Source organism: Pseudohaemophilus parahaemolyticus (genome assembly GCF_938021905.1).
In the GTDB taxonomy this organism is placed as follows: Bacteria; Pseudomonadota; Gammaproteobacteria; order Enterobacterales; family Pasteurellaceae; genus Haemophilus_A; species Haemophilus_A parahaemolyticus_B.
Genome location: NZ_CALIFA010000060.1, coordinates 15,260 through 41,982, shown reverse-complemented (window position 1 = coordinate 41,982; position 26,723 = coordinate 15,260). Strand labels below are relative to the sequence as shown.

23 protein-coding genes and 1 pseudogene are annotated in these 26,723 nt (G+C 40.6%); 12 read left to right on the top strand and 12 right to left on the bottom strand.

The annotated features are described in order from the left end of the window. Positions 1 to 222: 222 nt before the first annotated feature. Entirely contained in the window at positions 223 to 2,172 is a 1,950-nt protein-coding gene (locus QMF79_RS05780) for an ABC transporter ATP-binding protein (protein ID WP_281773078.1), read from the bottom strand. Between the two features lie 58 nt (positions 2,173 to 2,230). Between QMF79_RS05780 and QMF79_RS05775 the strand changes: the two genes are divergently transcribed. Continuing rightward, positions 2,231 to 2,860 carry a MarC family protein gene (locus tag QMF79_RS05775; protein ID WP_281773077.1) on the top strand — a complete coding sequence of 210 codons (630 nt, stop codon included), beginning with the start codon at positions 2,231 to 2,233 and terminating at the stop codon, positions 2,858 to 2,860. A gap of 20 nt (positions 2,861 to 2,880) precedes the next feature. After that, on the top strand, positions 2,881 to 3,468 hold the full coding sequence (locus QMF79_RS05770; RefSeq protein ID WP_281773076.1) for a YajG family lipoprotein: 588 nt from the start codon (positions 2,881 to 2,883) through the stop codon (positions 3,466 to 3,468). 101 nt (positions 3,469 to 3,569) lie between these two features. Here QMF79_RS05770 and rnhA read toward each other — a convergent pair whose 3' ends face one another. After that, positions 3,570 to 4,031 carry a ribonuclease HI gene (gene rnhA / locus QMF79_RS05765; RefSeq protein WP_281773075.1) on the bottom strand — a complete coding sequence of 154 codons (462 nt, stop codon included), beginning with the start codon at positions 4,029 to 4,031 and terminating at the stop codon, positions 3,570 to 3,572. Between the two features lie 75 nt (positions 4,032 to 4,106). Continuing rightward, a complete protein-coding gene (argG, locus tag QMF79_RS05760; protein ID WP_281773074.1) occupies positions 4,107 to 5,438 on the bottom strand; it encodes an argininosuccinate synthase in 1,332 nt (443 codons plus the stop codon). A 150-nt stretch (positions 5,439 to 5,588) separates the two neighbouring features. Between argG and QMF79_RS05755 the strand changes: the two genes are divergently transcribed. The 4 genes from QMF79_RS05755 to groL all read left to right on the top strand — a co-directional run bounded on the left by QMF79_RS05755 (position 5,589) and on the right by groL (position 9,596). Next, a complete protein-coding gene (locus QMF79_RS05755) occupies positions 5,589 to 6,626 on the top strand; it encodes a glycosyltransferase family 9 protein (protein WP_281773073.1) in 1,038 nt (345 codons plus the stop codon). 76 nt (positions 6,627 to 6,702) lie between these two features. Further along, positions 6,703 to 7,524, top strand: a complete 822-nt coding sequence (locus QMF79_RS05750; protein ID WP_281773072.1) for a D-alanyl-D-alanine carboxypeptidase family protein — start codon at positions 6,703 to 6,705, stop codon at positions 7,522 to 7,524. Positions 7,525 to 7,639: 115 nt separating this feature from the next. Next, entirely contained in the window at positions 7,640 to 7,930 is a 291-nt protein-coding gene (locus QMF79_RS05745; RefSeq protein ID WP_005706053.1) for a co-chaperone GroES, read from the top strand. Between the two features lie 19 nt (positions 7,931 to 7,949). Beyond that, positions 7,950 to 9,596: a chaperonin GroEL gene (gene groL / locus QMF79_RS05740; protein ID WP_281773071.1), complete on the top strand. Its 1,647-nt coding sequence runs from the start codon at positions 7,950 to 7,952 to the stop codon at positions 9,594 to 9,596. A 96-nt stretch (positions 9,597 to 9,692) separates the two neighbouring features. Here the strand turns inward: groL and queF are convergent, their stop codons facing one another. Then, positions 9,693 to 10,532, bottom strand: coding sequence for an NADPH-dependent 7-cyano-7-deazaguanine reductase QueF (gene queF, locus QMF79_RS05735; RefSeq protein WP_281773070.1), 840 nt, complete (start codon positions 10,530 to 10,532; stop codon positions 9,693 to 9,695). A 248-nt stretch (positions 10,533 to 10,780) separates the two neighbouring features. Continuing rightward, positions 10,781 to 11,452, bottom strand: coding sequence for a deoxyribose-phosphate aldolase (gene deoC, locus QMF79_RS05730; protein ID WP_281773069.1), 672 nt, complete (start codon positions 11,450 to 11,452; stop codon positions 10,781 to 10,783). A gap of 200 nt (positions 11,453 to 11,652) precedes the next feature. On the opposite strand from deoC, the pseudogene QMF79_RS05725 reads away from it, so the two are divergent. Then, positions 11,653 to 12,779: pseudogene (locus QMF79_RS05725) on the top strand (hypothetical protein). Positions 12,780 to 12,852: 73 nt separating this feature from the next. Here the strand turns inward: QMF79_RS05725 and gss are convergent. Next, positions 12,853 to 14,745, bottom strand: a complete 1,893-nt coding sequence (gss, locus tag QMF79_RS05720; protein ID WP_281773068.1) for a bifunctional glutathionylspermidine amidase/synthase — start codon at positions 14,743 to 14,745, stop codon at positions 12,853 to 12,855. A 292-nt stretch (positions 14,746 to 15,037) separates the two neighbouring features. Here gss and QMF79_RS05715 point away from each other — a divergent pair, with 292 nt between their 5' ends. The 4 genes from QMF79_RS05715 (at position 15,038) to purB (ending at position 19,747) form a co-directional block, all read left to right on the top strand. Continuing rightward, positions 15,038 to 16,450 carry an SPFH domain-containing protein gene (locus tag QMF79_RS05715; protein ID WP_281773067.1) on the top strand — a complete coding sequence of 471 codons (1,413 nt, stop codon included), beginning with the start codon at positions 15,038 to 15,040 and terminating at the stop codon, positions 16,448 to 16,450. 18 nt (positions 16,451 to 16,468) lie between these two features. Then, on the top strand, positions 16,469 to 16,975 hold the full coding sequence (locus QMF79_RS05710; protein WP_281773066.1) for a DUF2301 domain-containing membrane protein: 507 nt from the start codon (positions 16,469 to 16,471) through the stop codon (positions 16,973 to 16,975). 115 nt (positions 16,976 to 17,090) lie between these two features. Further along, positions 17,091 to 18,272 (top strand): formate-dependent phosphoribosylglycinamide formyltransferase, encoded by a 1,182-nt coding sequence (gene purT / locus QMF79_RS05705; protein ID WP_281773065.1) that lies wholly within the window; start codon positions 17,091 to 17,093, stop codon positions 18,270 to 18,272. A 104-nt stretch (positions 18,273 to 18,376) separates the two neighbouring features. Next, positions 18,377 to 19,747 (top strand): adenylosuccinate lyase, encoded by a 1,371-nt coding sequence (purB, locus tag QMF79_RS05700; protein WP_281773064.1) that lies wholly within the window; start codon positions 18,377 to 18,379, stop codon positions 19,745 to 19,747. Positions 19,748 to 19,890: 143 nt separating this feature from the next. On the opposite strand, the gene ispC is transcribed toward purB, so the two are convergent. The 6 genes from ispC to QMF79_RS05670 form a co-directional block, all read right to left on the bottom strand. Further along, positions 19,891 to 21,081, bottom strand: coding sequence for a 1-deoxy-D-xylulose-5-phosphate reductoisomerase (ispC, locus tag QMF79_RS05695; RefSeq protein ID WP_281773063.1), 1,191 nt, complete (start codon positions 21,079 to 21,081; stop codon positions 19,891 to 19,893). 47 nt (positions 21,082 to 21,128) lie between these two features. Beyond that, on the bottom strand, positions 21,129 to 21,389 hold the full coding sequence (locus tag QMF79_RS05690; protein WP_111427392.1) for a hypothetical protein: 261 nt from the start codon (positions 21,387 to 21,389) through the stop codon (positions 21,129 to 21,131). A gap of 30 nt (positions 21,390 to 21,419) precedes the next feature. Further along, positions 21,420 to 22,274 carry a 3-deoxy-8-phosphooctulonate synthase gene (gene kdsA / locus QMF79_RS05685; RefSeq protein WP_281773062.1) on the bottom strand — a complete coding sequence of 285 codons (855 nt, stop codon included), beginning with the start codon at positions 22,272 to 22,274 and terminating at the stop codon, positions 21,420 to 21,422. Between the two features lie 33 nt (positions 22,275 to 22,307). Further along, entirely contained in the window at positions 22,308 to 23,177 is an 870-nt protein-coding gene (locus tag QMF79_RS05680) for a SirB1 family protein (protein WP_281773061.1), read from the bottom strand. A gap of 38 nt (positions 23,178 to 23,215) precedes the next feature. Continuing rightward, positions 23,216 to 24,079 carry a peptide chain release factor N(5)-glutamine methyltransferase gene (gene prmC, locus QMF79_RS05675; RefSeq protein ID WP_281773079.1) on the bottom strand — a complete coding sequence of 288 codons (864 nt, stop codon included), beginning with the start codon at positions 24,077 to 24,079 and terminating at the stop codon, positions 23,216 to 23,218. Positions 24,080 to 24,224: 145 nt separating this feature from the next. Then, the gene (locus QMF79_RS05670; protein ID WP_281773060.1) at positions 24,225 to 25,340 is read right to left on the bottom strand and encodes a porin; all 1,116 of its coding nucleotides are present in this window, start codon (positions 25,338 to 25,340) and stop codon (positions 24,225 to 24,227) included. A 288-nt stretch (positions 25,341 to 25,628) separates the two neighbouring features. Here QMF79_RS05670 and proB point away from each other — a divergent pair, with 288 nt between their 5' ends. Beyond that, positions 25,629 to 26,720 carry a glutamate 5-kinase gene (proB, locus tag QMF79_RS05665; protein WP_281773059.1) on the top strand — a complete coding sequence of 364 codons (1,092 nt, stop codon included), beginning with the start codon at positions 25,629 to 25,631 and terminating at the stop codon, positions 26,718 to 26,720. The last annotated feature ends 3 nt before the right edge of the window (positions 26,721 to 26,723 follow it).

The window sequence follows — 26,723 nt, the reverse complement described above, 5'->3', positions numbered from 1 at the left end:
CACGACCTTGCCAAGGTCGGGGTCGCGAGTTCGAGCCTCGTTTCCCGCTCCATTTCTTACAATAGAAAATAAATGATAGCACCTTTAGGTGCTTTTTTTATATCATTTTTTTATGATTTAATAGATTTTACGTTATTTAGCAAATGCACAAAACGTTTTAAAGTTATACCTGTGCTTATTTAAGAGTTGCTCAAGTATTCATTTTGTACAATAACTTTATGTCTAGCTATTCAACATTCCTTCCAATGCTTCCTGCACCTCTAGCCATTCTAGCTCAATCTCTTCTACTTTCTGTTTTGCAGAGATCTGTTTGGCAAGCGTTTCTGTCAGTTGTGCTTTATTTTCCGCTTCGTAAATTTCACTGGTTGCGAGTAGCTCTTCGAGCTTATTTAACATTACTGTTGCCTTTTCTAGCTCTTTCTCAAGCTGAGTAATTTTCTTACGAAGTGGAGCGGTTTGTTGGCGAAGTTCTGCCTCTAAGCGTTTTTGCTCTTTGCGATCTTGTGCTGAAAGATTACCGCTTGCATTCACAGTTTCATTTGACGTTTCTTCACTGTTAGCGGTCAAATTTTCTACTTTTTTTGCAGAAGCCAATGCAAGAGCATTTTGTTCGTTTAGCCATTTTTGATAATCTTCTAAATCGCCTTTAAATTCCTCCACTTTATGGTCGTGCACTAAATAAAATTCGTTCACGGTGCTACGTAATAAGTGGCGATCGTGCGAAACTACCACGAGCGAGCCTTCATAATAGGTTAATGCATCAGTGAGGGCTTGTCGCATTTCTAAATCAAGGTGGTTGGTTGGCTCATCCAATAAAAGTAAATTCGGGCGCTGCCATACAATTAAGGCAAGTACCAGACGAGCTTTTTCACCACCTGAGAAAGATCCGACCGCTTGTTTCACTTTATCACCTTTGAAATCAAATCCTCCCAAATAATTGCGTAACTCCTGTTCCGTTTTTTCAGGAGCTAACTTTTCCAGATGCCAGAGAGGGCTTTCATCAAAACGTAGCGTATCGACTTGGTGCTGTGCGAAGTAGCCAAGTTGCACGCCTTTTGCGAGTTGCACTTGTCCTGATTGGGCTGGAATCTCCCCTGCAAGCAGTTTAATCAGCGTGGATTTACCTGCCCCGTTTCGACCCAAAAGCCCGATGCGAGAACCTGGCACAAGGTTGAGTTTGACCGATTTTAGCACTGTTTTCTCGCCATAACCCGCCGCAACATTTTCCATCATCAAGAGCGGGCTTGGTAAGCTCAATGGCGAGCGGAACTCAAATTCAAACGGGGAATCTGCATAGGCAGGGGCAATCAGTTCCATTTTTTCCAAGGCTTTAATACGGCTTTGAGCCTGTTTGGCTTTGGTTGCTTTTGCTTTGAAGCGGTCGATAAAACTTTGTAAATGAGCCACCTTGCGTTGCTGTTGTTGATAAGCCGCATTTTGTTGACTGATTTTAGTCGCACGCTGAATTTCAAACGAGGTGTAATTACCTGTGTATTCATTCAATTTTTGGTACTCAATATGAATAACGCGGTCTATGATTGGATCAAGAAAATCGCGGTCGTGGGAAATGAGTATGAGCGTGCCACGATAATTGGCGAGCCAGCGTTCTAGCCAAATGACGGCATCCAAATCCAAGTGATTGGTTGGTTCATCAAGAAGCAATAAATCGGAACGACAAATTAGTGCTTGTGCTAAGTTTAAACGCATACGCCAACCGCCCGAAAAAGATTTCACAGGAAAATTGAGTTGTTCGGTGCTAAAGCCTAAGCCATTTAATAATGTTGCTGCACGAGATTGAATTGTCCACGCATCAATGGTGTCTAATTGGGCATGTGTGGTGGCGATTAAATGACCATCGTTATCGTGGTTGGCTTGTTCAAGTTGTGCCATGAGTTGTGTGTATTCACGATCGCCTTGAATGACATAATCGATTGCGGAAATATCTAACGCAGGCGTTTCTTGGTTTACCCATGAAATTGCCCAGTTTTTCGGCAAGCTAACTTCACCGCCTTCTGGCTGTAATTCATTTTTTAAAAGGGCAAAAAGCGAAGATTTTCCACAACCATTTTTACCGACTAGCCCCACTTTTTGACCAGTGTGGATAGTGGCGGAAGTGTTTTCCAAAAGAGTACTTAAACCGCGTTTTAAAATTAAATCTGTAAAAAAAATCATAATAAATTATCTAAATATGCTAAAATTAACAGCATATTTTAACATAATCGGAGGAGAGATGTTTGATTCGTTAGTTGTACAATTTGTCGTGCTTTGGGCGGTAATCGACCCAATTGGTTCGATTCCTGTTTATTTAGCTAAAACCAGTGGTTTAGCCTTAGAAGATCGTAAAAAAATTGCCCGTAATGCGATATTAATTTCATTCGGTATTTTGTTCTTTTTCTTAATAAGCGGTCAATTATTGCTTGAAACGATGCAAATCCCGCTTTCAGCTTTCCAAATTGCAGGCGGATTGGTGCTTTTAATTTTTGCCCTCACGATGATTTTTGGTGAAAGCAAACCTGAGCACGAGATTAAAATGCGAACAAACATCAACGAGCTGGCGGTTTATCCGCTTGCAGTGCCTTCCATTGCTTCACCAGGGGCGATGATGGCAATCGTGCTTTTAACTGACAACCACCGTTTTAACTTTGTAGAACAATCGGTAACCGCAGGCATTATGGTCTTGGTGTTATTTATTACCTATATCTTATTGATGTTGGCAAACCGTGTTCAGCATTTAATTGGTAATTCGGGCGCGGCAATTATTAGTCGTGTAATGGGCTTGATTTTAGCCTCTGTTGCGGTTAATAATCTGCTTATCGGCATTCGCGACTTTTTTACACAACAAGTAACACCTCTTAGTTAATTTAATTTTAAGGAAACACTATGAAATTCTCTAAAAAAGCTCTCTTTTTAGCAACGGCATTAACCTCAGCCGTGCTTGCAGGCTGCCAAGCACAATCTAATGTCTTGGTATTCAATACGCCATCGCCAACGGCAACCTTTAATACCAATAACCAAATCGCTGCAGTAAGCGTTAATACACGTGATTTACGTACTTCACGCGAAGTCTCTTCTTACACTAAAAATGGCGAAGTGATCCGTTTAACTTCAAGCCCTGAAGTAGTGCAACTTTTACAACAAGCGGTACAACAAGATTTAAATGCAAAAGGTTTCCAATTAGTGCAAGGTGCTGCTAATGCGAACGTAACTGTGAATGTAAAACGTTTCTTCGCAACGGTTGAACAAGGTAATCTTCGCCATAAAACTAATGCGGAAGTAAATGTTGATATTACCGTGCAAGGTGCAAAAGGTAACTTCAACAAATCCTTTAACGCTACCCGTGGCTATGAAGGTGCGTTGGGTGCAGATAATAAAGACATCCAAAAAATCTTAAACCAAGCCTATCAAGATGTGATCAATGCCATTTATAACGACAACGAAGTGGCGAATGCGATTCATCAATATAAATAAGAAATTAATATTCAGTTGACCATACTTAAAGACCATATCTACCCATGTGGTCTTTAAGTTATATCTGATAATTTGAAATCACTTTTAGCGGCAATTTTTTATTATACCGATTCATACCCAATATCTTCCAAACTAGGATTATTCGCCCCTTGTTTTGCCAGTTCATCACAAATTTCATTTTCACGATGTCCTGAATGCCCTTTTACCCAAGCCCACTCTATCTGATGACGTTGGATTTCTTGATCTAAAGCTATCCATAAATCTTTATTTTTAACTGGTTTTTTATCGCTGGTTTTCCAGTCATTTTTCTTCCAGTTGAAAATCCATTTTTGAATACCGTTCTTCATATATTGGCTATCAGAATTGAGCTCAACCACACAAGGTTCTTTTAACATTGATAAAGCTTCAATCACCGCGCGTAATTCCATTCGATTATTTGTGGTTTGAAAATATCCCTTGCTCACTGTTTTTTCGTGTAGTTGGTAGCGTAATAAAATCCCGATACCGCCTTTTCCTGGGTTGCCTAAGCAAGAGCCATCAGTAAAAATTTCAACTTTTTTCATTTCACTTTTTAATACAAAGGGCGTGTTTAACACGCCCCTATATTATTGATTTTTATAATAAATACTATCTTTTAATTATTTACTACCTAATTGCGGTACTACTTGGTTATTCGCAGAGATTAAACCTGTGTCGGTATAAATTGCTAATTTACCGCGAGTGTCCACGATGTCTAAGTTACGCATCGTTAATTGACCGATACGATCGCTTGGGGTAAACGGTGCATCTTCTACTTTTTCCATACTTAAGCGTTCTGCTTCGTAAGTTAAGTTTGGTGATTCTGTGTTCAGAATTGTGAAGTCGTTACCACGACGTAATTCAAGTGTCACCGTACCAGTAATTGCTTTCGCTACCCAACGTTGTGCAGTTTCACGCAACATTAATGCCTGCGGATCGAACCAACGACCTTGGTAAAGCAAGCGACCTAAACGTAAACCGTTAATGCGGTATTGTTCGATGGTGTCTTCGTTGTGAATACCGGTCACTAAACGTTCGTAAGCGATGTGTAATAATGCCATTCCAGGGGCTTCGTAGATACCACGAGATTTCGCTTCAATGATACGGTTTTCGATTTGGTCTGACATACCTAAACCGTGGCGACCACCAATACGGTTTGCTTCAAGAATTAACTCTACAGCATCATCAAAATGTTTGCCGTTTAAAGCAACTGGCACACCTTCTTCAAAAGTAACTGAAACAGTTTCTGGTTTGATTTCAACAGATTCGTCCCAGAATGCCACGCCCATAATTGGTTTTACGATTTTCATTCCAGTGCTTAATTCTTCTAAGTCTTTCGCTTCGTGCGTTGCACCAAGCATATTTGAGTCGGTTGAGTAGGCTTTTTCTACCGACATTTTATAGTCAAAGCCGTTTGCGATTAAGAATTTAGACATTTCAAAACGGCCGCCAAGCTCGTCGATGAATTGGTTATCTAACCACGGTTTATAGATTTTTAATTTCGGATTAGTTAATAAGCCATAGCGGTAGAAACGCTCAATGTCGTTACCTTTGAATGTTGAACCATCGCCCCAAATGTTTACATCATCTTCTTTCATTGCTGCCACAAGCATCGTGCCAGTCACCGCACGACCAAGTGGTGTAGTGTTGAAGTAAGGAATACCGCCTGTTGAAATGTGGAACGCACCACATTGAATTGCCGCAATCCCTTCGTGGGCTAATTGTTGGCGGCAGTCGATTAAACGTGCATTTTCCGCACCGTATTCCATTGCTTTTTTCGGAATTGCATTGTAATCATCTTCGTCTGGCTGACCTAAATTTGCCGTGTAAGCATAAGGCAATGCACCTTTTTTACGCATCCAAAGTAATGCTGCTGATGTATCTAAACCGCCTGAGAACGCGATCCCCACTTTTTGACCTAATGGGAGAGATTCTAAAATTGTTGCTGACATACAAATTCCTATATTTGAAATGAATGGAAAATTACCAATCGCAAACGGTTGCGAGTAAGTAAAACTGACATATTCTATTAGAAAAAAAAACAAATTTCATCTAAAATTTAGCGAAAATCGACCACATAAAATGAATAGAAAGAGTCTCAAATGAAAAAAATCCTTGTTATCCGAAACGATAAAATCGGCGATTTTATGGTTTGCTTTCCTGCTTTTGCAATGCTCAAACAATCTTTACAAAATGTAGAAATTACTGCCCTTGTGCCAAGCTACACTGCTCCACTTGCGGAACTCTGCCCTTCTATTGATAAGGTCATCATTGATGCCCCAAATAAAAAAGATCCTGTGGCATTTCAAAGCGTATTACAAGCAGTCAAAAAAGAGCAATTTGATGCCGTAATTTCGTTTGTCTCCGATTGGTACAATGCTAAACTCACATGGAAAAGTGGAATTCATTATCGCCTTGCACCTGCAACAAAATTATTTCAATTTTTATATAACCACCGCTTAACCCAGCGCCGTTCTCAATCAGCAAAATCGGAATCGGCATATAATTTAGACTTAGCTCGTGCGTTCTTAGAAAAACAAGGCGTTCCCGCAATTGAGCCTATGCTGCCTTATTTGCAATTTAGTGAACAAGAAATAACGACACAAAAAACTAAATTAGCAAAACTTTTGGGCATTTCAACCGCTTGCAAATGGGTCTTTGTGCATAGTTCTACTGGCGGTTCAGCAACCAGTCTTTCGCTTGAACAGTATGCAACATTGCTTAATAACTTAACCGAACACTTTGATTGCCAAGTAATTTTAACGGCGGGAAAAGGCGAGGAAGAGCGAGCAAACGCATTGGCATCTCAACTTACGCAAAAAGCGGCGGTTTATGCCAAAAATGATGGCTTGCAAGATTTTAGCCGTTCAATTGCTTGTGCCGATCTTTTTATTGCAGGTTCAACAGGTCCATTACATATTGCGGGAGCATTAAACGTGCCAACTATCGGCTTCTACCCAAGCCGACTTTCTGCCCAACCACAACGTTGGCGACCAATTAACGCTGAGGGAAAACATCTTGCTTTTATGCCGCCATTAGCACACGATCGTGCTTCGCAGATGAATTTGAGCCTAATTTCTATTGAGAAAGCACTCAAAGAGATTATCCCTTTTGTGGCAAGAAATTGGCAAAAAGCCTAGTTCTTTCAATGGTCTAGTCAAGAGAAATTTGTTACACTAGACCTCTTTATTAGCCTGCAATATATCTATTCACATTATGTTAAAAAAAATTCTGCTTTCCTGTTTAGCTCTACCAAGTATCACATTAGCACAATCTTACGTTGTCTATGACTTTACTCACGATCGCGTGCTTGAAAGTCGCGATCCACATTCTGCTCAACCCATTGCGTCTGTCACTAAATTGATGACGGCAAATATCTTTTTAGAAAATAATAAACAGAAAAACTGTATGGCATCTATTACACGTGACGACGAGGATACGATTAAAGGTACAGGCACAAAATTACCAAGAAATACACCGATTTCATGTGATGAATTATTAAAAGCGATGATTGTCCACTCTGATAATTATGCCGCTCACGCTCTTTCTCGCTCAGCAGGAATAAGCCGTACTCAGTTCATTCAAAAAATGAATGAAAAGGCTCGTCAATTGGGGATGACAGCAACCCACTTTAGTGATAGCTCTGGTTTATCAAGTAGTAACGTGTCTAGTGCGATGGATTTGGTGAAATTGGCGAAATACTCGTTGAAAAAACCTGAATTACAAAAATTATCGAATGAAAGAGCAACGCTTGTGCAAGTGGGCAATCGCCGTGTATTTATGCAAAATACAAGTGCATTAGTGCGAGAAGAGATTTTCGATGCGGCATTGAATAAAACAGGCTATATTCGTGAATCGGGTTACAACTTGGTGTTTGTAAATAAACATCGTTGTGGTAATAATGCGACCATTGGCGTAATTAGTTTGAATAATCGTAGTTCTGCCAAGCGGTCACATTTTACCAAAACTAAGCTAGAACAATATGGTTGTTCGAGTTTGGCTCACAATCATCATTTTTCAGATAATGATGATTCATAATCTATGTACTAATTTTTTTATTTTTGCCCTTGAAAATGCCGAGCATAGCTCCATTTAACTGGGCGTGACGCAAATAAAGCGTAAATTGTTTAATTTTTAACAGAGGAATTGAAATATGGCTCTTCGTCCATTACACGATAAAGTAATTTTAAAACGTGAAGAAGTAGAAACAAAATCAGCAGGCGGAATTGTTTTAACAGGTTCTGCAGCAACTAAATCTACCCGTGGTAAAGTAATTGCGGTGGGTACAGGTCGTTTATTAGAAAATGGCAATGTGCAACCATTAGCGGTAAAAGTTGGTGACGTGGTGATCTTCAACGAAGGTTATGGCGTGAAATCAGAAAAAATTGATGGCGAAGAAGTGTTAATTCTTTCTGAAAACGATATTTTGGCGATTGTAGAATAATTAAAAAAGGAATATAAAAATGGCAGCAAAAGACGTTAAATTTGGTAACGATGCACGCGTAAAAATGTTAAAAGGCGTGAACGTATTAGCAGACGCAGTAAAAGTAACTTTGGGCCCTAAAGGTCGTAACGTTGTTTTAGATAAAGCTTACGGTGCACCAACCATCACTAAAGATGGTGTTTCAGTAGCACGTGAAATCGAATTAGAAGATAAATTCGAGAACATGGGCGCTCAAATGGTAAAAGAAGTCGCCTCTAAAGCAAATGATGCAGCGGGTGACGGTACAACAACCGCAACAGTGCTTGCTCAAGCAATCGTAAACGAAGGTTTAAAAGCGGTTGCAGCGGGTATGAACCCAATGGATTTAAAACGCGGTATCGATAAAGCAGTTGCGGCAGTAGTAACCGAATTAAAAGCAATCTCAAAACCTTGCGAAACCGCAAAAGAGATCGAGCAAGTCGGTACTATTTCTGCAAACTCTGATGCAACCGTAGGTCAATTAATTGCCCAAGCAATGGAAAAAGTGGGCAAAGAAGGCGTAATTACCGTTGAAGATGGCACAGGTTTAGATGATGCATTAGATGTAGTGGAAGGTATGCAATTTGACCGTGGTTACTTATCGCCATACTTCATCAACAAGCCTGAAGCAGGTACAGTTGAATTAGATAGCCCATACATCTTATTAGTAGATAAAAAAATTACGAACATCCGCGAAATTTTACCTGTGTTAGAAGCGGTTGCAAAAGCTGGTAAACCATTGTTAATCATTGCTGAAGATATTGAAGGCGAAGCATTAGCGACTTTAGTTGTAAACACAATGCGTGGTATCGTGAAAGTGGCTGCCGTTAAAGCTCCTGGTTTTGGTGATCGCCGTAAAGCAATGTTACAAGATATTGCAATCTTAACTGCAGGTACAGTGATTTCTGAAGAGATCGGTATGGAGCTTGAAAAAGCAACTTTAGAAGAACTTGGTCAAGCAAAACGTGTAGTAATCACCAAAGACAATACAACCATCATTGATGGCGTAGGTGATGAAGCACAAATCAAAGCACGCGTAGCTCAAATTCGCCAACAAATCGAAGATTCAACTTCAGATTACGATAAAGAAAAACTTCAAGAACGTGTTGCTAAATTAGCAGGCGGTGTGGCTGTTATCAAAGTTGGTGCTGCAACCGAAGTTGAAATGAAAGAGAAAAAAGACCGTGTGGATGATGCACTTCACGCGACTCGTGCAGCAGTGGAAGAAGGTATTGTACCAGGAGGCGGTGTCGCATTAGTTCGTGCAGCAAGCAAAGTGGCTGAAGAATTAAAAGGCGACAACGAAGAACAAAACGTTGGTATTCGTTTAGCATTACGTGCGATGGAAGCTCCACTTCGTCAAATCGTGACTAACGCAGGCGAAGAAGCATCAGTTGTTGCTCGTAATGTAAAAGATGGTAAAGGTAACTACGGTTACAATGCTGGTACAGAACAATACGGCGATATGTTAGAAATGGGTATCTTGGACCCAACGAAAGTAACTCGCTCTGCATTACAATTCGCAGCTTCTATTGCAGGTTTAATGATCACGACAGAATGTATGATTACAGACCTTCCAAAAGATGACAAAGCAGACCTAGCCGCAGCAGGTATGGGCGGAATGGGTGGTATGGGCGGAATGATGTAATTTCCCCTAATTTCTAACAATAACACCCGAGTGAAAACTCGGGTGTTTTTTATAGGGATATAGTAGATATCAACTTTTTTCTACTAATAATCTCAGTTACTGTCTCGCCATTCTCAAATTCACTGGAACACGCTCAAAATTAGAACGGAATGGATTGATGTCTAACCCACCACGGCGAGTATAACGAGCATAAACGGTGAGTTTTTCAGGTTTAGCGAATTGCATTAAATCGGTAAAAATGCGTTCTACGCATTGTTCGTGGAATTCATTATGCTCACGGAAAGAAACCAAATATCGCAAAAGTTTTTCACGATTTAACCGCTTGCCAATATAGTGAATTTGCACGCTCCCCCAGTCTGGCTGTGAGGTAATCAAGCAATTAGATTTCAACAGGTGACTAACTAGCGTTTCTTCTACTATTTCATCTTCTGCAATATTTTCTAAATACTGATTCGAAAATGTGTAGCTCTCAATTTGAATCTCTTGCTCATCAATACACTCACCTGCGAAATTCACAATTGGTTGGTTAGTGTAATCGGCTAATTTGTGAATTCTCACCGAAACTTGACCGCTTGCACATTGGCTTAAATCTCTCGTAAGTGTTTGTTCAACCTCTTCGATTGAAGCAAATTTGGTCTGATTAAAGCTGTTTAAATAGAGTTTAAAGCTCTTTGATTCGATTAAATTTTCGCTTTTAAAATCAATTTCTACATCAGCGATTGCGACTTGTGGTAAGCCATGTGGGTTTAACCATGAGAGTTCGTAGCAACTCCATACATCCGCGCCTTGATTGAACGGTTGTTGCTCTACAATCCGCAAACCTTCACGATTTAATCGGCGTGGTACGGCTTGCAAAAGCGAAGCATCATATTGACTTTTGTATTCAGTATTTTGCCCAAGTTTAAGGGCAGAAAGAGATTTATCTTGATAGTTCATAACATTTCCTCACAAAATAGGCAAGAAGTGTAGCATATTTCTGATTTAAACGAGAAATGAGAAAACTTATAATAAAGGCAATTTTTAGCCATCACATTTTATTATGGAAGCGGTCTTTCTATTTTATCAACCAGACATTGTGAGCAATGGTAAAGTCGGTAATCAGCAGAAATAACTCAAAAAACATAAGCGGAAAGATCTGCAAATTGTTTTGCAAATATTACCGCTTTTATTTTTGTGATCGTTCGCTAATACCCTTCACCTTCAGCCAAAGCATCACTGACAATCGCAATCCCTGCACTTGCACCAATTCTCGTTGCACCTGCTGTTATCATGGCTAATGCAGTTTGTGTATCACGAATGCCACCTGAAGCTTTTACACCGATTTCGCCAACTGTCTGTTTCATTAACGACACATCTTCCACGGTTGCACCGCCTTTGTTAAATCCTGTTGAGGTTTTCACGAAAACAACACCAATTGCTTTGCAGATTTCGCACGCTTTGACGATTTCTTCTTTAGTGAGTAAGCAAGTTTCCAAAATCACTTTAAGCGGTGTACCTTGGCAGGCATTAAACACGGCTTGAATATCAGCTTGCACTTTTTCCCACTGATTCGATTTGAGCCAACCGACGTTAATTACCATATCAATTTCACCCGCACCCGCTTGAATCGCTTGATCGGTTTCAAAGGCTTTGACAGAGGTTGCATTTGCCCCGAGTGGGAAGCCAATAACGGTGCAGATTTTCACCGATGAATCCGCCAGTTTTTGCTTGGCAAGTGGAATATGACAAGGATTGATGCAGACAGAATAGAAGCCATATTCAAGGGCTTCTTCACAGAGTTTTAAAATATCTTGTTCTGTTTTTTCAGCTGTGAGTGCTGTATGGTCGATATATTTAGCAAGTTGAGAGTCGTTCATAAAATCTCCTTTAAATGAAAACAACATTGCCCACAATATACGCCAAGCGGTTAAATTTGCAAAAGATTTTACAATCTTAACCACTTACTTTTTCTTGATGAAGAAAAAATGTGACGCAGTTATCATTTTTGAAGTTTCACTCTGTTTTCAAAACATCATCTTGCTATAATCCGAAAGAGTTAATTAATTTCGAGATTTATATGAGTGAAACAGCGATAACCATCGGTCTGCTTGCCCTTGTTGCTGTAATTGGACTTTGGGTAGGTCATTGGAAGATCAAAGGTGTAGGGCTTGGTATCGGTGCCGTATTATTTGGCGGGATTATTGTCGCCCACTTCACCACGCAATACGGTATTCAGCTTGACAGTCACACGCTACATTTTGTGCAGGAGTTTGGCTTAATTTTGTTTGTTTATACCATCGGCATCCAAGTCGGCCCAGGTTTTTTCTCCTCTTTGCGTAAATCGGGGCTGAAACTAAACGGCTTTGCGATTTTAATTGTCGTGCTTGGCTCGCTTGCGACCATTATCATCTACAAACTCACTGGTATTCCGCTTGATGTAGCTATTGGAATTTACTCAGGTGCGGTAACTAACACACCAGCACTAGGTGCAGGGCAACAGGTTTTAACCGAGCTTGGAATGACAGGCGTAACCAGCACAATGGGGAACTCCTATGCCATGGCGTATCCTTTCAGCATTTGCGGTATTTTGCTCTGTATGTGGCTGCTCTGCCTCTTCTTCCGCGTAAAAATTGATGAAGAAGCGCACAATTTTATCAAAGAGAGTGGGCAAGATAAAGAGACACTCGCCCCCCTTGTTGTGCAAGTCTCCAACCGCAATTTAGACGGCATCAATTTAACCGAAATCCCTGGATTTAATGAAGAAGATGTCGTTTGTTCACACCTTAAACGGGGCGAAGAAACCTTTGTGCCGAAAGCAGATAGCGAAGTGCGTTTAGGCGATGTCTTACATCTGGTTGGCGAAAGCATCTCGCTAAAAAAATTGGCTTAAAATCAGGCGGAAGCTTTGTTGATACACTCACCAACGGCTCAGGTTTAGAGTGGATGGGTTACGGCATTTTCATTACCCTTATCCCATTATTGATTGTCGGTGTGATTGCCCGTTGGTATGCAAAAATGAACTATCTCAGCCTTTGCGGTTTGCTTGCAGGTTCAATGACCGACCCGCCAGCACTTGCTTTCGCCAATGAAATGAAAGAAGAAAGCGGTGCTCAATCCCTTTCTTATGCCACCGTTTATCCGCTTGTGATGTTCTTACGGATCATCTCCCCGCAATTGATAGCAATATTGTTGTTTGTAGCGTGATTTATTAAATGAAAGCGGTCGATTTGTAAAACTATTTTGCAAATCAACCGCTTGTCTTTACGCAATTTTTCCCTTAAAACGCTCTATCCTTCACCACTCTCAACGGCTGCATATCACTATTGCCCATAATCACGCGGCTTGGATCAGAACGTAGGCAAGTGCCTCCATAGTGCCCACCGACGGTAAAGGTGCAAATTTGCAGGTGTTGTTCTTCCACTTTTGGCAAGCACCAAAGTTGTTGGTAGATGTTTTCTTGTTTGCCGAATTGCCCATCGGTGGTATCGAGTGTAGCGTTGTTTTCACCGATCAATTTCACGTTATCGCCACGGCGACCAGCAATCGGTTTTTGGGCATAGCCGTTTTTAATCAGATTCGGTGTGAGTTCAAAACTAGCTTCCAGTAAATAACGGTGATTTGGGAAGAGCGACCAAAGCACGGGCAAAATCGCTTTGTTGCTTGGAATAGCTGTCCAAAGTGGCTCATATACCAACACTTCTGGGCGAAGTAGCACGTCGATTAACCGCACTTTATCTTCGGGGTAACCTGTGCGAATCGGTGGGGCAACTTCCGTGCCTGTGGCATCTTCGCGGAGCTGTTCAAGCATTGTTTCCCACGCCCACGTTTTCCAAACGGTTTGCACTAAATTGTTTTCATCATCAATTAACTGACCGCGTTTGTCCCAATGTAGTCCTTCTGTGCCGTGAATAATTTTGGCTTGGAAACCCGCTTGCAACAAGGCTTCGCGCATAAACATCGCGTGGTAATCTTCCTCATCATCGTGATCTTGTAGAATGTGTACGAGCGAGCTGGCTTGGCTATGTTGCCAACAATCAGCTAAGGCATTGCGTAAGCCGTCCGCTGGGTTTTCACCTGCAAATTTTCCTGCATTTCCGACCGCTTGTTTAGCCCAACGGCTCATAATATAGCCTGCTTCGGCGTGGCAAGAAGCGGAATCGGCGTTGTATTCATAGACTTTCAGCCCACGTTCGCTCATACAAAAATCCAAACGTCCTGTGATGGTTTGATAACGGCGATTTTGCCAAGAGAGCCGCAGACGCGGCCAAAGCAATTTTGGGATGTTGAAATATTGCAACAAATTATCATCTTTCAGCACTTTATCGGTGGCATGCAGGTACATCAAATGCAGTTCGTTGGTGGCGTGAATCAGCTCTTGTTGGGCACTTTCAGACATAACAAAATAGCGATATTGGTCGGAATGACTCACTTTATGCCCGCCCATTGCTTTGATATAAGCTGCATCAAAAGGTGCATTTTCATTGAGCCATTTACCGTCAAATTGTCCGTGATTTTCCACGTGGCGAGCTTGAAGAGAAAGTGCGGTCGGTTTTGGGAAAGGTTGCGGCTCGGCAAATTCGGTATCATCGGTTTGAATCATCCAGCCGAGAATGTGAGTGTCGTTGAAAGTGTCGTGCAGAAGATAGCCTTGTTCGGAAACGCTCATCAGCAATTCACGCGTCCATTGCTGACCGCTTGGCAGACGCGAGTGAATCACATTTTGCTCCACAATACGAACCCGATCTTCCAGCACATCGGTAATAATCGCTACGTGCCCTGTGTGCTTAAACTCTCCCCCTTCCTGCCAAATTAACAATGCTCCCGCTTGTGGTTTGCGTTTACAGCCATTAGCGAACGCCTGCAGCGGTAACAAGGCATCGTTAACCACTTGGCGAAGAAAACGTAACGAGAAAATCTCATACGCCATCCCCACATCAGCAAACACCATGCCGTGATTGAGATATAAATAACGGCGGGCAAACTCCACGCACTGCCATTTGTAGCCCATATATTCCCGCCCGACATAGCTACGAAACGCCGCATCATTGGGAAACTCCTTTTCATCGGCAGTATTGTAATCCGACGAATAAATCGCGACTCCACCTGGGGCATAACCGAGCAAGCTACCAAAGGGATCGTGGGTGGTGATGTTAGGGGAACGGTCTGACATAAAAACTCCAAACAATAGAAATGATTGGAGTTAGTATAGATCTTTTATTTGCTTAAAAAAACTGCTTTACGCTGCTTTTTCCAACAAATTCACTCAAGCAGTATTAAGGGAAATTTCTAACTGAATTTTCAGGAAATATTCTTGAGATTCTACCAAACAGGTGTATTCTAATTTGAAATAATTTAGAGACACATAACCTATTTTGAAAAGATTATTTCAAATAACAGGCTTGAAATTTCACCACTTGAACAGTATAAAGTAATTACCTTTTCATCAATGATAGAGACTATTTATGTATTTATTAGTTGGTATTTTCGTCATTTTACTTATTGTAGCAATGTTAGTCATTGCACTTTTATTCCGCCGAGTAGTGAAAACTAACGAGGTGCATATTGTGCAATCAGGCGGTAAAACAACATCTTACGGTAAAGATACAGGTAATGGTAACGTTTACTATGCATTCCCCTCTTGGTTACCTGTCATTGGGGTAAGCACCATTGTGCTTCCTGTATCGGTGTTTTCCATCAAGATTGATAACTACGAAGCCTATGATTTAGAACGTTTGCCGTTTGTAGTGGACATCACCGCATTCTTCCGCGTGTCAGACTCTAATTTAGCGGCACAACGTGTATCAGATTTCCATGATATGAACATTCAGTTAGTGGATATTATTCAAGGTTCGGTGCGTTCAATCCTTTCTAGCCGTAACTTGAACGATATTTTACAAGTGCGTTCAGAATTGGGCGATGATTTTACCCAAGCGGTAAAAGAGCAGCTCAAAAGTTGGGGGATTGAACCAGTGAAAAATATTGAGTTAATGGATATTCGCGATAGTGGTTCTTCCAAAGTGATTTTCAACATTATGGAAATCAAAAAATCTTTTATTGAGAAAGAGAGCCGTGTAGAAGTCGCACGCAATCAAAAAGAAGCACAAATTGCCGAAATTGAAGCCAAAAAAGAAGCGGACGTCAAGCGTCAAGAGGCGGAAAAAGCCGTGGGTTTGAAAACCGTAGAAAATCAACGCGAGGTCGCTGTTTCTAACGAGCAAGCACAACAATTAGTGAAAGAGCAAGAGAAAATCACTAAAGAACGTGAAATGGAAGTTAAACGCGTGGCGGAAGTAAAACAAGCAGAAATCTTAAAAGATGTGGAAATCGTAAAAGCCGATCAAGAAAAACGCACCCAAGAAATTCGTGCCGAAGCAAACAAAAATGCGTTGATTATTAATTCTGAAGCAGAACGCCAACACCAAATTTTGGTGGCAGAAGGGGAAAAACAAAAAGCCTTCTTAGCCGCGGAAGCCTTGCTTGAAACGAAAGACAAAGAAGCCCAAGGTATTGCAAAGATTGGTGCAGCAGAAGCAGAAGCGAAACAAAAACTTGAAATTTCCTTGGTTTCAGGTCAAATTGAGTTAGCGAAAGAGATCGGTGGCAACGAGGGATACCAAAGCTACTTAATCAGTATTCGTCAAATTGAAGCAAACCAAGCCATCGGTATCGAACAAGCGAAAGCACTTTCAAATTCTGATATGAAATTCATCATTAACGATGAAAAAGTGGATAGCGGTATTCAGCGTGTGGGTGAACTATTCAGCTCCACAGGCGGCACAAAAATCGCAGCAACATTGGAGGGATTAAATCAATCAGAATTAGGAAAAGCGTTGATTGGGAAGTTTTTAGGCAATCAGAAATTAGATAACACATAATTTATAAAGGAGAAAGAAATGGCAGATCCGCAAATTAAATCCCCGATGGATTTCTGGGATTATCTTACCGTAATCATTTACCGCTCAGGCTTTGTCTTGGCGACACTTGCAATATTCTTGTTGCCTTATCAATCTGAAATAGCAATAAGAGGATTATTAATTGCGGGTACTATGCTTGCTTCATCTTTGCATTTGTACCTCAAACAATTTCGTCTTATTTTTCAATTTGCTGCATGGATAGGGTTACTTTGTTTCATTTTCAACCTGCCAATGATTGCATTGGGAGCAATGTTGCTTGTAATTGGAGGATTAAGTTATAAAGAATATTTCTGTTTTAGAATATTTGGTTTAAATGCTCAACCGATTTTTGTTGCTATACTTTGGTTTGCTTTTGTTTTTGAGCAAGCTTTGCTAGTGCGAATTTTCTCAATCATTATTGGCATTTTATTACTCATTCTGTCTATTCAAAAATGGCGAATGCCGCTGCACTTTGATATCGGAGACAAAACAAAATATCAGGTTTAGACTTGAGCATTCTATTAAGCGGTAAGATTTTACAAAAAAATTACAAAATCTTACCGCTTTTCTGTATAATTCACGCAAACGTTTGCTTTTTATTTTACTCAAAAGGATCAAAGACATGACCACAATCGGAACAGCGTTAAGACCGAATGCAACTAAAGTAATGATGTTAGGCTCAGGCGAATTAGGTAAAGAAGTCGTGATTGAACTTCAGCGTTTAGGTGTAGAAGTGATTGCAGTTGATCGCTATGAAAATGCACCTGCTCAGCAAGTGGCACATCGAGCATATACCATCTCAATGCTAGACGGACAGGTATTGCGTGCGTTGGTCGAAAAAGAAAAGCCTGATTTCATCGTTCCAGAAGTGGAAGCCATTGCGACTGATACCTTAGTGGAATTAGAAAACAAAGGCTATAACGTGATTCCAACAGCGAAAGCAACAAAACTAACAATGAACCGTGAAGGTATTCGCCGTTTAGCGGCTGAAGAATTAGGGTTAAAAACCTCGCCTTATCGTTTTGTAGATAATTTCGAGGCGTTCAAGCAAGCCATTGCAGAAATTGGCATTCCTTGCGTGGTCAAACCGATAATGTCTTCTTCTGGACACGGGCAATCGATTATTAAATCAACCGACCAAATTAAGCAAGCGTGGCAATATGCTCAAGAAGGTGGCCGTGCAGGTAGCGGGCGTGTGATTGTGGAAGGGTTTATTCAGTTTGATTATGAAATTACGCAGCTCACAGTTCGCCATATACACGGCACTTCATTCCTTGCCCCGATTGGGCATATTCAGAAAAATGGCGATTATCAAGAGTCTTGGCAGCCACAAGTCATGAGCGAAGCGGCTCAACGCAAAGCTCAAGAAGTAGCTGAAAAGATCACCTCAGCACTTGGCGGTCATGGTATTTTCGGCGTAGAACTTTTTGTTTGTGGCGATGAAATTATTTTCAATGAGGTCTCTCCTCGCCCACACGATACGGGTATAGTCACAATGGCTTCTCAAGCACTTTCCCAGTTCGCCTTACATGCTCGTGCGATTTTAGGCTTACCTATTCCAGAGATCTATCAAATTAGCCCAGCAGCCTCTAAAGCGATTGTGGTGGAAGGTAAATCAGATAATGTGACTTTCAGCAATCTCGATAAAGTGTTAGAAGAAATCGGCACAAATATTCGCTTATTTGGTAAAGGTAGCGTAGATGGTCACCGTCGTATGGGCGTGATTTTAGCTTGCGATGAGAATACTGAAAAAGCGAGAGAAAAAGCCTTGCGAGCTTACTATAAGTTAGACATTCAATTATAAAATTCAGGCGGAGTGTACTCCGCTTTCCCTTTTCATTCGTGAAAGATTTGCAAAAAAATGCTATATTTCACCCGCTTATTTTTATTTATTACGGAGAAATCTCAATGGAACTTAACGCTTTAACCGCCTTGTCCCCAATTGATGGTCGTTATCAAGACAAAGCGGCAGCCCTTCGCCCGATTTTTAGTGAATTTGGTCTATTAAAATATCGTGTTACAGTCGAAGTGCGTTGGTTGCAAAAATTAGCTACACATACACAAATTCAAGAAGTGCCAGCATTATCTGCAGAAGCAAGCAACTATCTTGATAGCATTGTGGCAAACTTTTCTATTGAAGATGCAAACCGTATCAAAACCATTGAACGCACCACCAACCACGATGTAAAAGCAGTGGAATACTTCTTAAAAGAGAAATGCGAAGCCTTGCCAGAGCTTTACAAAATCAACGAATTCATTCACTTTGCTTGCACTTCTGAAGACATCAATAATACCTCGCACGCGTTAATGCTTAAAACCGCACGTGAAGAAGTGTTATTGCCAGAGTGGAAAAAAGTGATTGATGCTCTGGTTGAACTTGCAGAGCGTTACAAAAACATTCCATTACTTTCTCGCACTCACGGTCAGCCAGCCAGCCCAACAACCATCGGTAAAGAGATGGCAAACGTCGCTTACCGCTTAAAACGCCAATATAAACAGCTCGAAAATTTAGAGATTTTGGCGAAAATCAATGGTGCTGTAGGTAACTACAACGCTCATTTATCAGCTTATCCAGATATTGACTGGCATACTTTCAGCCAAGAGTTCATCGAACAATCTTTAGAGGTAACTTGGAACCCGTACACTACTCAAATTGAACCACACGATTACATTGCAGAATTCTTTGACTGTGTCGCTCGTTTCAACACTATCGTGATCGACTTCGACCGAGATATGTGGGGCTACATTGCATTAAACCACTTCAAACAACGCACTATTGCGGGCGAAATTGGTTCTTCAACCATGCCTCACAAGGTAAACCCAATTGACTTCGAAAATTCCGAAGGTAACTTAGGCTTAGCAAATGCAATTATGAGCCATTTAGGTCAAAAATTACCAATCTCTCGCTGGCAACGAGACTTAACCGATTCAACCGTATTACGTAACTTAGGCGTCGGCTTAGGCTATGCATTAATTGCGTATGCTTCAACTTTAAAAGGCATCAGCAAATTAGAAGTAAATGAGCAGCACTTACGTGATGAATTAGATCAAAACTGGGAAGTATTAGCAGAACCAATCCAAACAGTAATGCGTCGCTACGGCATCGAAAAACCGTATGAGAAATTAAAAGAACTCACCCGCGGCAAACGTGTAACAGGCGAAGCAATGCGTAAGTTTATTGATAGCTTAAGCCTACCAGAAGCAGAAAAAGCTCGCTTAAAAGAGATGACACCTGAAAGCTATATTGGCTATGCGGTGGAGCTGGTTGAGAAACTTTAATAAGTAAAACTCTAGAAGAGAATTACCACTTAAAATTAGGACAAAGTAGTAGAGAAAAGAGGCAAAAGCCTCTTTTTCAACGATGATAAGGAGAAAGGAATAAAATTAGCTTTTCTATTTACTCGTCTAACCGTTTTAATATTTTATATCTGTAATACAATTTGTTTTGCCAATTCTCTCGCCAGTTTATCGATATGTAAAACATCATCAATGTCTTGAATATCAATTGGTGCTATATTTTCAATAACACTTCGATTCACATTTACAATATCCGTAAAACGGATCTGCTCATTTAAAAATGCATCAACAGCAATTTCATTTGCAGCATTCATTGCAGTAGTTGCATATTGCCCAGCAGAGAAAGCATCAATCGCTAATTTAAGATTTGGATAACGTTCAAAATCAGGCTCAATAAAGGTTAATTCTTTAAGTTTAAAAAAATCAAGTGGTGGTACACCCGCATTGATGCGATCAGGATACGCCATACTGTGTGCAATTGCCGTGCACATATCAGGACTTCCCATTTGAGCAATTACCGAACCATCAATATAACGAACCATCGAATGGATTATGGATTGCGGATGAATAATAATTTCCATCTCTTCTGCGGCTGCATTAAACAACCAACGTGCTTCAATATATTCCAAGCCTTTGTTCATCATTGTTGCACTATCAACAGAGATTTTTTTACCCATCGACCAGTTTGGATGAGCAACGGCTTGAGCTGGTGTAATCGCATCAAATTCATTTAATGGTTTAGTACGGAACGGGCCGCCTGAACCTGTTAAGATAATTTTGCTCACACCAAGCTCTGCAAGCGGGCAAAAACCGATCTTATTTTGTGCTTCCGCAGGCAAAGATTGGAAAATCGCATTATGTTCGCTATCAACAGGCAAGAGTTTTGCACCTGACTTTTTCGCTTCATCAATAAAAATCTGCCCACAAGTAACCAGCGATTCTTTATTTGCAAGTAATACACGTTTCCCCGCTTTAACGGCGGAAAGTGTAGGCAAAAGTCCCGCAGCCCCAACAATTGCAGCCATTACCATATCTACTTCAGGGTGAGAGGCAAGTTCACAAATTGCTTTTTGCCCAACTAATACTTCCGTTTTGATGTTAAGTGTTATGAGGTGAGCTTTGAGTTGTACGGCTGCATTTTCATCATCTAATGCCGCAAATTGAGGTTGGAATAATACGCATTGAGCTGCCATTAACTCCACATTTTTTCCGCCTACTAAAGCAAAAATTTGATAATCAGACGGATTATTTTGAATGACCGAAAGGGTGCTTTTGCCAATGGACCCTGTCGATCCTAGAATAACGATTTTTTTCATAGTAAGTTACCTTCAAGAAAAGACAGGGCATTTTAGCACAGATAAGATTAGTAATACCAATGACCATAATGTACCGCAGGGTAAATCGCAGGAACAGCAGGATAATAATTTACTTCTCTTTTACGTGTATCACTTTGATTCAGAGCTTCTTGCTGTACAGGGTGGTTTTTATCAACAGTATTTTTCGTATTAATACGTTGTTGATATGCTTGAACAGCTTGTGCATCCATTGGCACAGAGCTTTGTTGTTGAGGTAATGAACAAGCAGAAAGTGCCAAAATAGTACCAAATAACATTATGTTTTTCATTTTATATTCCTTTGGTAAATACTTATTAAATTAGTTAGAGGTATCAATCTCTTCAAATGATTTCACTAAATCATCAATCGCTTTCATTTGTGAAACAAAGGCTTCTAATTTAGAAAGCGGAAGTGCTGATGGACCATCACATTTTGCGTTGTTTGGATCTGGATGCGCTTCTAAGAAAAGCCCTGCTAAACCAATTGCCATACCCGCACGAGCAAGTTCTGTGACTTGATCGCGACGACCGCCAGAAGCTGCACCAAATGGATCACGGCATTGCAGTGAGTGAGTCACATCAAAAATCACAGGACAACCCTTAGAGACTTTCTTCATCATGTTGAAGCCAAGCATATCCACAACTAAATTGTCGTAACCGAAGTTCGTCCCACGGTCGCAAAGAATCACCTTGTCGTTACCACACTCTTCGATTTTCTCTACAATATTTCCCATCTGACCTGGGCTTAAGAATTGCGGTTTTTTCACGTTAATCACTGCTCCTGTACGCGCCATCGCTTCAACTAAGTCAGTTTGACGGGCTAAAAAAGCAGGTAACTGGATTACATCTACCACTTCGGCAACAGGTTGGCATTGGTAGATTTCATGCACATCGGTGATGATATTTACACCGAATGTGTCTTTTAATTCTTGGAAGATTTTTAAGCCTTCTTCCATACCTGGTCCACGGTAAGAGTGGATAGAAGAGCGGTTTGCTTTGTCAAATGAGGCTTTAAATACGTAAGGCACGCCCAATTTTTGCGTAACTTCTACATATTTTTCACACACACGCATCGCCATATCACGGCTTTCTAATACATTCATTCCACCAAACAAGGTGAATGGCTTGTTATTCGCAACTTCAACGTTGCCGACTTTTACGATTTTATCGGTCATTTTTTAGTCCTTACGGTAATAAAATAGGGAAAATTAGTGTAAAACTATCTCTTTGCCTTTTTGCTCAAGCTGCTTAATATCCATCTTTATCATCATCGCAGAAGGATCATCAGGGCATTGATCAACGAAATAGCTTAAATCTTCATAAGCTGCTTGGAAGCAATCCATCGTGGCAAAAATCATCCCACGATCACGAATTTCATACGGGTCATCAGGCGAGAAAATCAGGCGGAAGTTTATCATTTCTAGCACTTCTTGGAATTTTTTTTCTTTGGTTAATGCCATTTTAAAGAGCGTTTCGACCCGTTCTAATAGTTCAAACGGCTCAGCTCGACGAATTAAAACAGGTGTAACCAACACACCAACCATTGGTGGTTCACCATCTAGCCATTTTTCTAAATCTTCAATGCTTAAAAACTTACCATCTGCAGGGTTGATAAAAAGCGTTTCTTGGCGACCATCATAGTGAGTAATTTCCGCACGCAAAATGATTTGTGTAGGGAAATTCACCGCAAACAGCGGAATGCCACATTTCGCCGCTAAATAGAGCAAAATTGCCGCAAAAGAGACGGGCATTCCTTGCTTAGTTTGCAAAACTTTATGCAGCACCAAATTATCGCTGTTGAAATAGTCGGTGTAGCGATAAGAAAATTTCATTTGGCAATAAATCACATCTAGCAATTGATGCAATCTATCAAGCTCATTCTCGGCAGTAATGAGCTGTCTCACCTTGCGTACCAAAGCCGAAGTACGTGCACTACGTTGGCGAGGCGTTACACTTTCATCCACAATTCCACCAATTCGATCCATCTCTTCATACAAAAACGTCTGCAATTTTTCATCACTTATGGTGGTTTTCGGCGACTCCAGTTCTTGCAAAATTTCGTTAATAATATCGTCCATTTTGTCCTTCTTTTTTATTCTTTTTTACTTTTCTAGCTTTATTTCTCAGCCTTAGTAATACGATCTAAATTGGCATAATCTTGGAAAGTTTCAACCGCTTGCCAATGATTTTGGCGGAAAATATGTTGTACATCGCGCGCTTGTTGCCAACCGTGTTCTAAAAATAACGCCCCATTCGGCTTTAAATAAAGCGGTGCATTTTCGATAATCTTTTGCAAATCGCTCAAACCGTGATTATCTGCCACCAATGCGGTTAAAGGCTCAAACCGCACATCGCCAATCTGCAAATTTTCATCTTCCGCATCAATATAAGGCGGGTTACTTACGATCAAATCGAACTGCAGATTTCCTAATGTTGAAAACCAATCGCTTTGCTGAAAACGAGCATTTTCAATCTGCAACGTTTGGCGATTACTTTCCGCAAGTACTACCACTTCGGGCTTAAAATCGACACCTAATACTTGCACTTTCTGCTTTAATTCGGAAGCTAGTGCCAGTGCAATTGCCCCTGTCCCTGTCCCTAAATCTAAAATTTGCAAACTTTCTTGATTTTCCAACCGCTTGTTTGCCCAATCTAATGCGACTTCAACCAATCGTTCTGTATCTGGACGGGGAATCAAAGTATCAGACGAAACTTTTAATGGCAACGACCAAAACTCTTTTTCACCTAAAATATACGCCATTGGCTCTCCTTTTGTGCGACGTTCCAACATCTGATTTAGCTGATTTTGCTCTGCTTCATTCAGCTCTGTTTCTCCAAATGCAAAAATCGCAGAACGTGAGCGTTTTGTCACCGCTTGTAATAGCAAGTTCACATCTAATTTCGCATTCAGATAAGGATCTTGGCTTAATTTTTCGGTTAATAATTGGTTGGCATAAGTTAGCCAGTCGGAATAAGTCATATTAGATTTAGTCAATAAAGAATAATGCTAGGATAGCACACTCACGCCCAAATAAAAAACCTAGCTCGAGGCTAGGTTCTATTTATTGAAAAGACTACACTTCGGCAAGCTCAGTAAGCATCATTTCAAGTGAAAACATGGAAAATTACCAATAAGCACGAGCACCGATAACGGTTACGTTATCGCGAACACGGTTTGATTTGTTACCATTGGTGAAGTTTTTGATATGGTTACTCTGCCATTCTACGAACGCTTTAAATTTTAAGTTCATTGGTTTGAGGTAGTCGCTGAATAAGTAATATTCAGAACCAACCATAAACTGATTATTACGGCGTTTAGTATCATTTTGACCAGATACCGCATTCAATTTATTTTCTTTATACGCATACATTGTATACACGCTTAAATCGTCGGTTAATTTTTGTAATGCAACGGTACGTACTTCTTTCTCAATGCGTTTGTTACCCACATAGGTTTGATCTTTGGTTATACGACGCTCTAAATCTACACCTACAGTTGTTTTATCGTAAGTGTAAGCTAAGCCTAAAGCGTATGCGTTACGGTCATAAGTTGGGCGGTTAGCTTGTTCGAAACGATCACGAGCGAAACCAATACCTGTTTTTATGCTCTGTTTGCCGTCAATTTTATATTTATAGGTTGCACCTACACCCCAAATATCTTTTAGCTCATTGCTTAAATCTAAACCGTTTGCACCTCGTTGGCTATGACCTGAATAGAATGCCCCCACTTTTAAGCCTTCAACACCAGAGTAAGTATATTGTATTGCGTGGCGTGCTGCATAAGGTAATAAACCATCAGAAAGGCTTAATGTATTTGCTAAATCTGTTTGCTTTACTTCATCGGTAATGGTTGCCATATTACCGTAAGTTAACTCACCAAATGATTTGTGACCAAAACCGGCATAAAGGTAGCGGTCGTATAAGTGATCAAAACCGTGTTGTGATGAAGCTAAATCTTGGAAACGCCATTCCACACGCCCCAATGCATAGAAGCCTTCACCTAATTGTTGAGTTATTTTGAAGCCAAAACGTGAGCCATTGTCGCGAACCGCTTGATTTACGTGGTTGCGGGTAATGTTACCATTTACGGGTGAAGTTTTATTTGCAGTACTACGCCATTGCAAGCGTGCAGAACCAGTGAAATCAATTTGCGTGCCTGTTTCTTCTGCTTTATAAATTAAAGCAGATACATCATTTACTAAAAATGCACCTGCGAAAAGTGCTAATGCGGTTTTTTTCATTGTAAAATCCTTAGAGTAAAAAGGTGGAGCATTTTACTCCATATAAAACGTGCCATCTAGTTTATTTTACAATATAAAATAAATAAAAGTTATACAAACATAAGTAGTAAGTTTTTTTATTTTCGATATTTTATAAATGTAAAGTATATCTCTTCGACACTCCTTATCGAGGTGACAAATAGTTTTTAATATTTGATATAAAAGTATTGATCGTACCGCTCTTGACTTACAATAGCTTCATTTATAGTATGAACCAAGTCTCTGAGCCCTTTCAAAATGGAATCCACTATGTCAAAAACCATCATCATCAAATTCGGTACAAGCACTTTAACCCACGGAGGGAAAAGCCTTAGCCGCCCTTATATGTTGGAGTTAGTAAAACAAATTGCCGAGCTTCATAAATATCATCGTGTTATTGTCGTGACCTCTGGCGCGGCAGCGGCAGGGAGAGATTATTTAGGGCATCCAGAACTGCCAAAAACGCTTGCTTATAAACAGATGCTTGCTGCGGTTGGGCAAAGCCAGTTAATCCGCACTTGGGAAAATCTTTTTGATATTTATGGTATCAATATCGGGCAAATTCTCTTGACCCGTGCTGATATTGATGATCGCGAACGTTTCTTAAATGCTCGTGATACGCTCAATGCCTTGCTTGAACAAAAAATTATCCCTGTTATCAATGAAAATGACACCGTGGCAACCGAAGAGTTTAAAGTAGGCGATAACGATAATTTATCTGCTTTAGTGGCAATTTTAGCTCAAGCCGATCAGCTCTATTTATTAACCGACCAAGAAGGTTTATTTACAGCTGATCCACGTAAAGATCCAAATGCAACTTTACTTTCTGTGGTTGAAAAAATCACACCTGAAATTCGCCAAATTGCGGGCGGAAGCTCAACTGGGCTTGGCACTGGCGGAATGAGTACCAAAATTATTGCCGCTGATATTGCAACTCGTTCAGGCGTAGAAACCATTATAGCCTCTGGTTCACGTGAAAATGTGCTGGTCGATTTAGCCAATGGACAAGCGATTGGTAGTAAATTTCTGGTTCAATCCGACCGCTTGGAAGGGCGTAAGCAGTGGCTTTTTGCCGCCCCTCAAGTAGGAAGCATTGTAGTAGATAAAGGGGCAGAAACTGCATTATTGCAGCACAAATCGCTCTTACCTGTTGGGATTTTAGAAGTCAAAGGTGAGTTTGCTCGCGGTGAATTGGTGAAAGTATTCAACACCGAAGCGAAACCTCTGGCACTTGGCTTAGTTCGCTACGGTGATGAGGCTTTACGCCGTATTAAAGGACAAAAATCAGCTGAAATTGAACACTTGCTCGGCTATGAATTTGGTACGGTGGCAATTCATAGCGATGAAATGGTGGTTTATTAGGAA

Bases quoted from the DNA above. Each gene is read 5' to 3' on its own strand.
- QMF79_RS05755 (WP_281773073.1), top strand. From the start codon at position 5,589: ATGAAAAAAATCCTTGTTATCCGAAACGATAAAATCGGCGATTTTATG.
- deoC (WP_281773069.1), bottom strand. From the start codon at position 11,452: ATGAACGACTCTCAACTTGCTAAATATATCGACCATACAGCACTCACA.
- gss (WP_281773068.1), bottom strand. From the start codon at position 14,745: ATGTCAGACCGTTCCCCTAACATCACCACCCACGATCCCTTTGGTAGC.
- purB (WP_281773064.1), top strand. From the start codon at position 18,377: ATGGAACTTAACGCTTTAACCGCCTTGTCCCCAATTGATGGTCGTTAT.
- groL (WP_281773071.1), top strand. From the start codon at position 7,950: ATGGCAGCAAAAGACGTTAAATTTGGTAACGATGCACGCGTAAAAATG.
- queF (WP_281773070.1), bottom strand. From the start codon at position 10,532: ATGAACTATCAAGATAAATCTCTTTCTGCCCTTAAACTTGGGCAAAAT.
- QMF79_RS05775 (WP_281773077.1), top strand. From the start codon at position 2,231: ATGTTTGATTCGTTAGTTGTACAATTTGTCGTGCTTTGGGCGGTAATC.
- QMF79_RS05680 (WP_281773061.1), bottom strand. From the start codon at position 23,177: ATGGACGATATTATTAACGAAATTTTGCAAGAACTGGAGTCGCCGAAA.
- purT (WP_281773065.1), top strand. From the start codon at position 17,091: ATGACCACAATCGGAACAGCGTTAAGACCGAATGCAACTAAAGTAATG.
- kdsA (WP_281773062.1), bottom strand. From the start codon at position 22,274: ATGACCGATAAAATCGTAAAAGTCGGCAACGTTGAAGTTGCGAATAAC.
- rnhA (WP_281773075.1), bottom strand. From the start codon at position 4,031: ATGAAAAAAGTTGAAATTTTTACTGATGGCTCTTGCTTAGGCAACCCA.
- proB (WP_281773059.1), top strand. From the start codon at position 25,629: ATGTCAAAAACCATCATCATCAAATTCGGTACAAGCACTTTAACCCAC.
- QMF79_RS05715 (WP_281773067.1), top strand. From the start codon at position 15,038: ATGTATTTATTAGTTGGTATTTTCGTCATTTTACTTATTGTAGCAATG.
- ispC (WP_281773063.1), bottom strand. From the start codon at position 21,081: ATGAAAAAAATCGTTATTCTAGGATCGACAGGGTCCATTGGCAAAAGC.
- QMF79_RS05745 (WP_005706053.1), top strand. From the start codon at position 7,640: ATGGCTCTTCGTCCATTACACGATAAAGTAATTTTAAAACGTGAAGAA.
- QMF79_RS05690 (WP_111427392.1), bottom strand. From the start codon at position 21,389: ATGAAAAACATAATGTTATTTGGTACTATTTTGGCACTTTCTGCTTGT.
- argG (WP_281773074.1), bottom strand. From the start codon at position 5,438: ATGTCAGCAACAATTTTAGAATCTCTCCCATTAGGTCAAAAAGTGGGG.
- QMF79_RS05770 (WP_281773076.1), top strand. From the start codon at position 2,881: ATGAAATTCTCTAAAAAAGCTCTCTTTTTAGCAACGGCATTAACCTCA.
- QMF79_RS05710 (WP_281773066.1), top strand. From the start codon at position 16,469: ATGGCAGATCCGCAAATTAAATCCCCGATGGATTTCTGGGATTATCTT.
- prmC (WP_281773079.1), bottom strand. From the start codon at position 24,079: ATGACTTATTCCGACTGGCTAACTTATGCCAACCAATTATTAACCGAA.
- QMF79_RS05750 (WP_281773072.1), top strand. From the start codon at position 6,703: ATGTTAAAAAAAATTCTGCTTTCCTGTTTAGCTCTACCAAGTATCACA.
- QMF79_RS05670 (WP_281773060.1), bottom strand. From the start codon at position 25,340: ATGAAAAAAACCGCATTAGCACTTTTCGCAGGTGCATTTTTAGTAAAT.
- QMF79_RS05780 (WP_281773078.1), bottom strand. From the start codon at position 2,172: ATGATTTTTTTTACAGATTTAATTTTAAAACGCGGTTTAAGTACTCTT.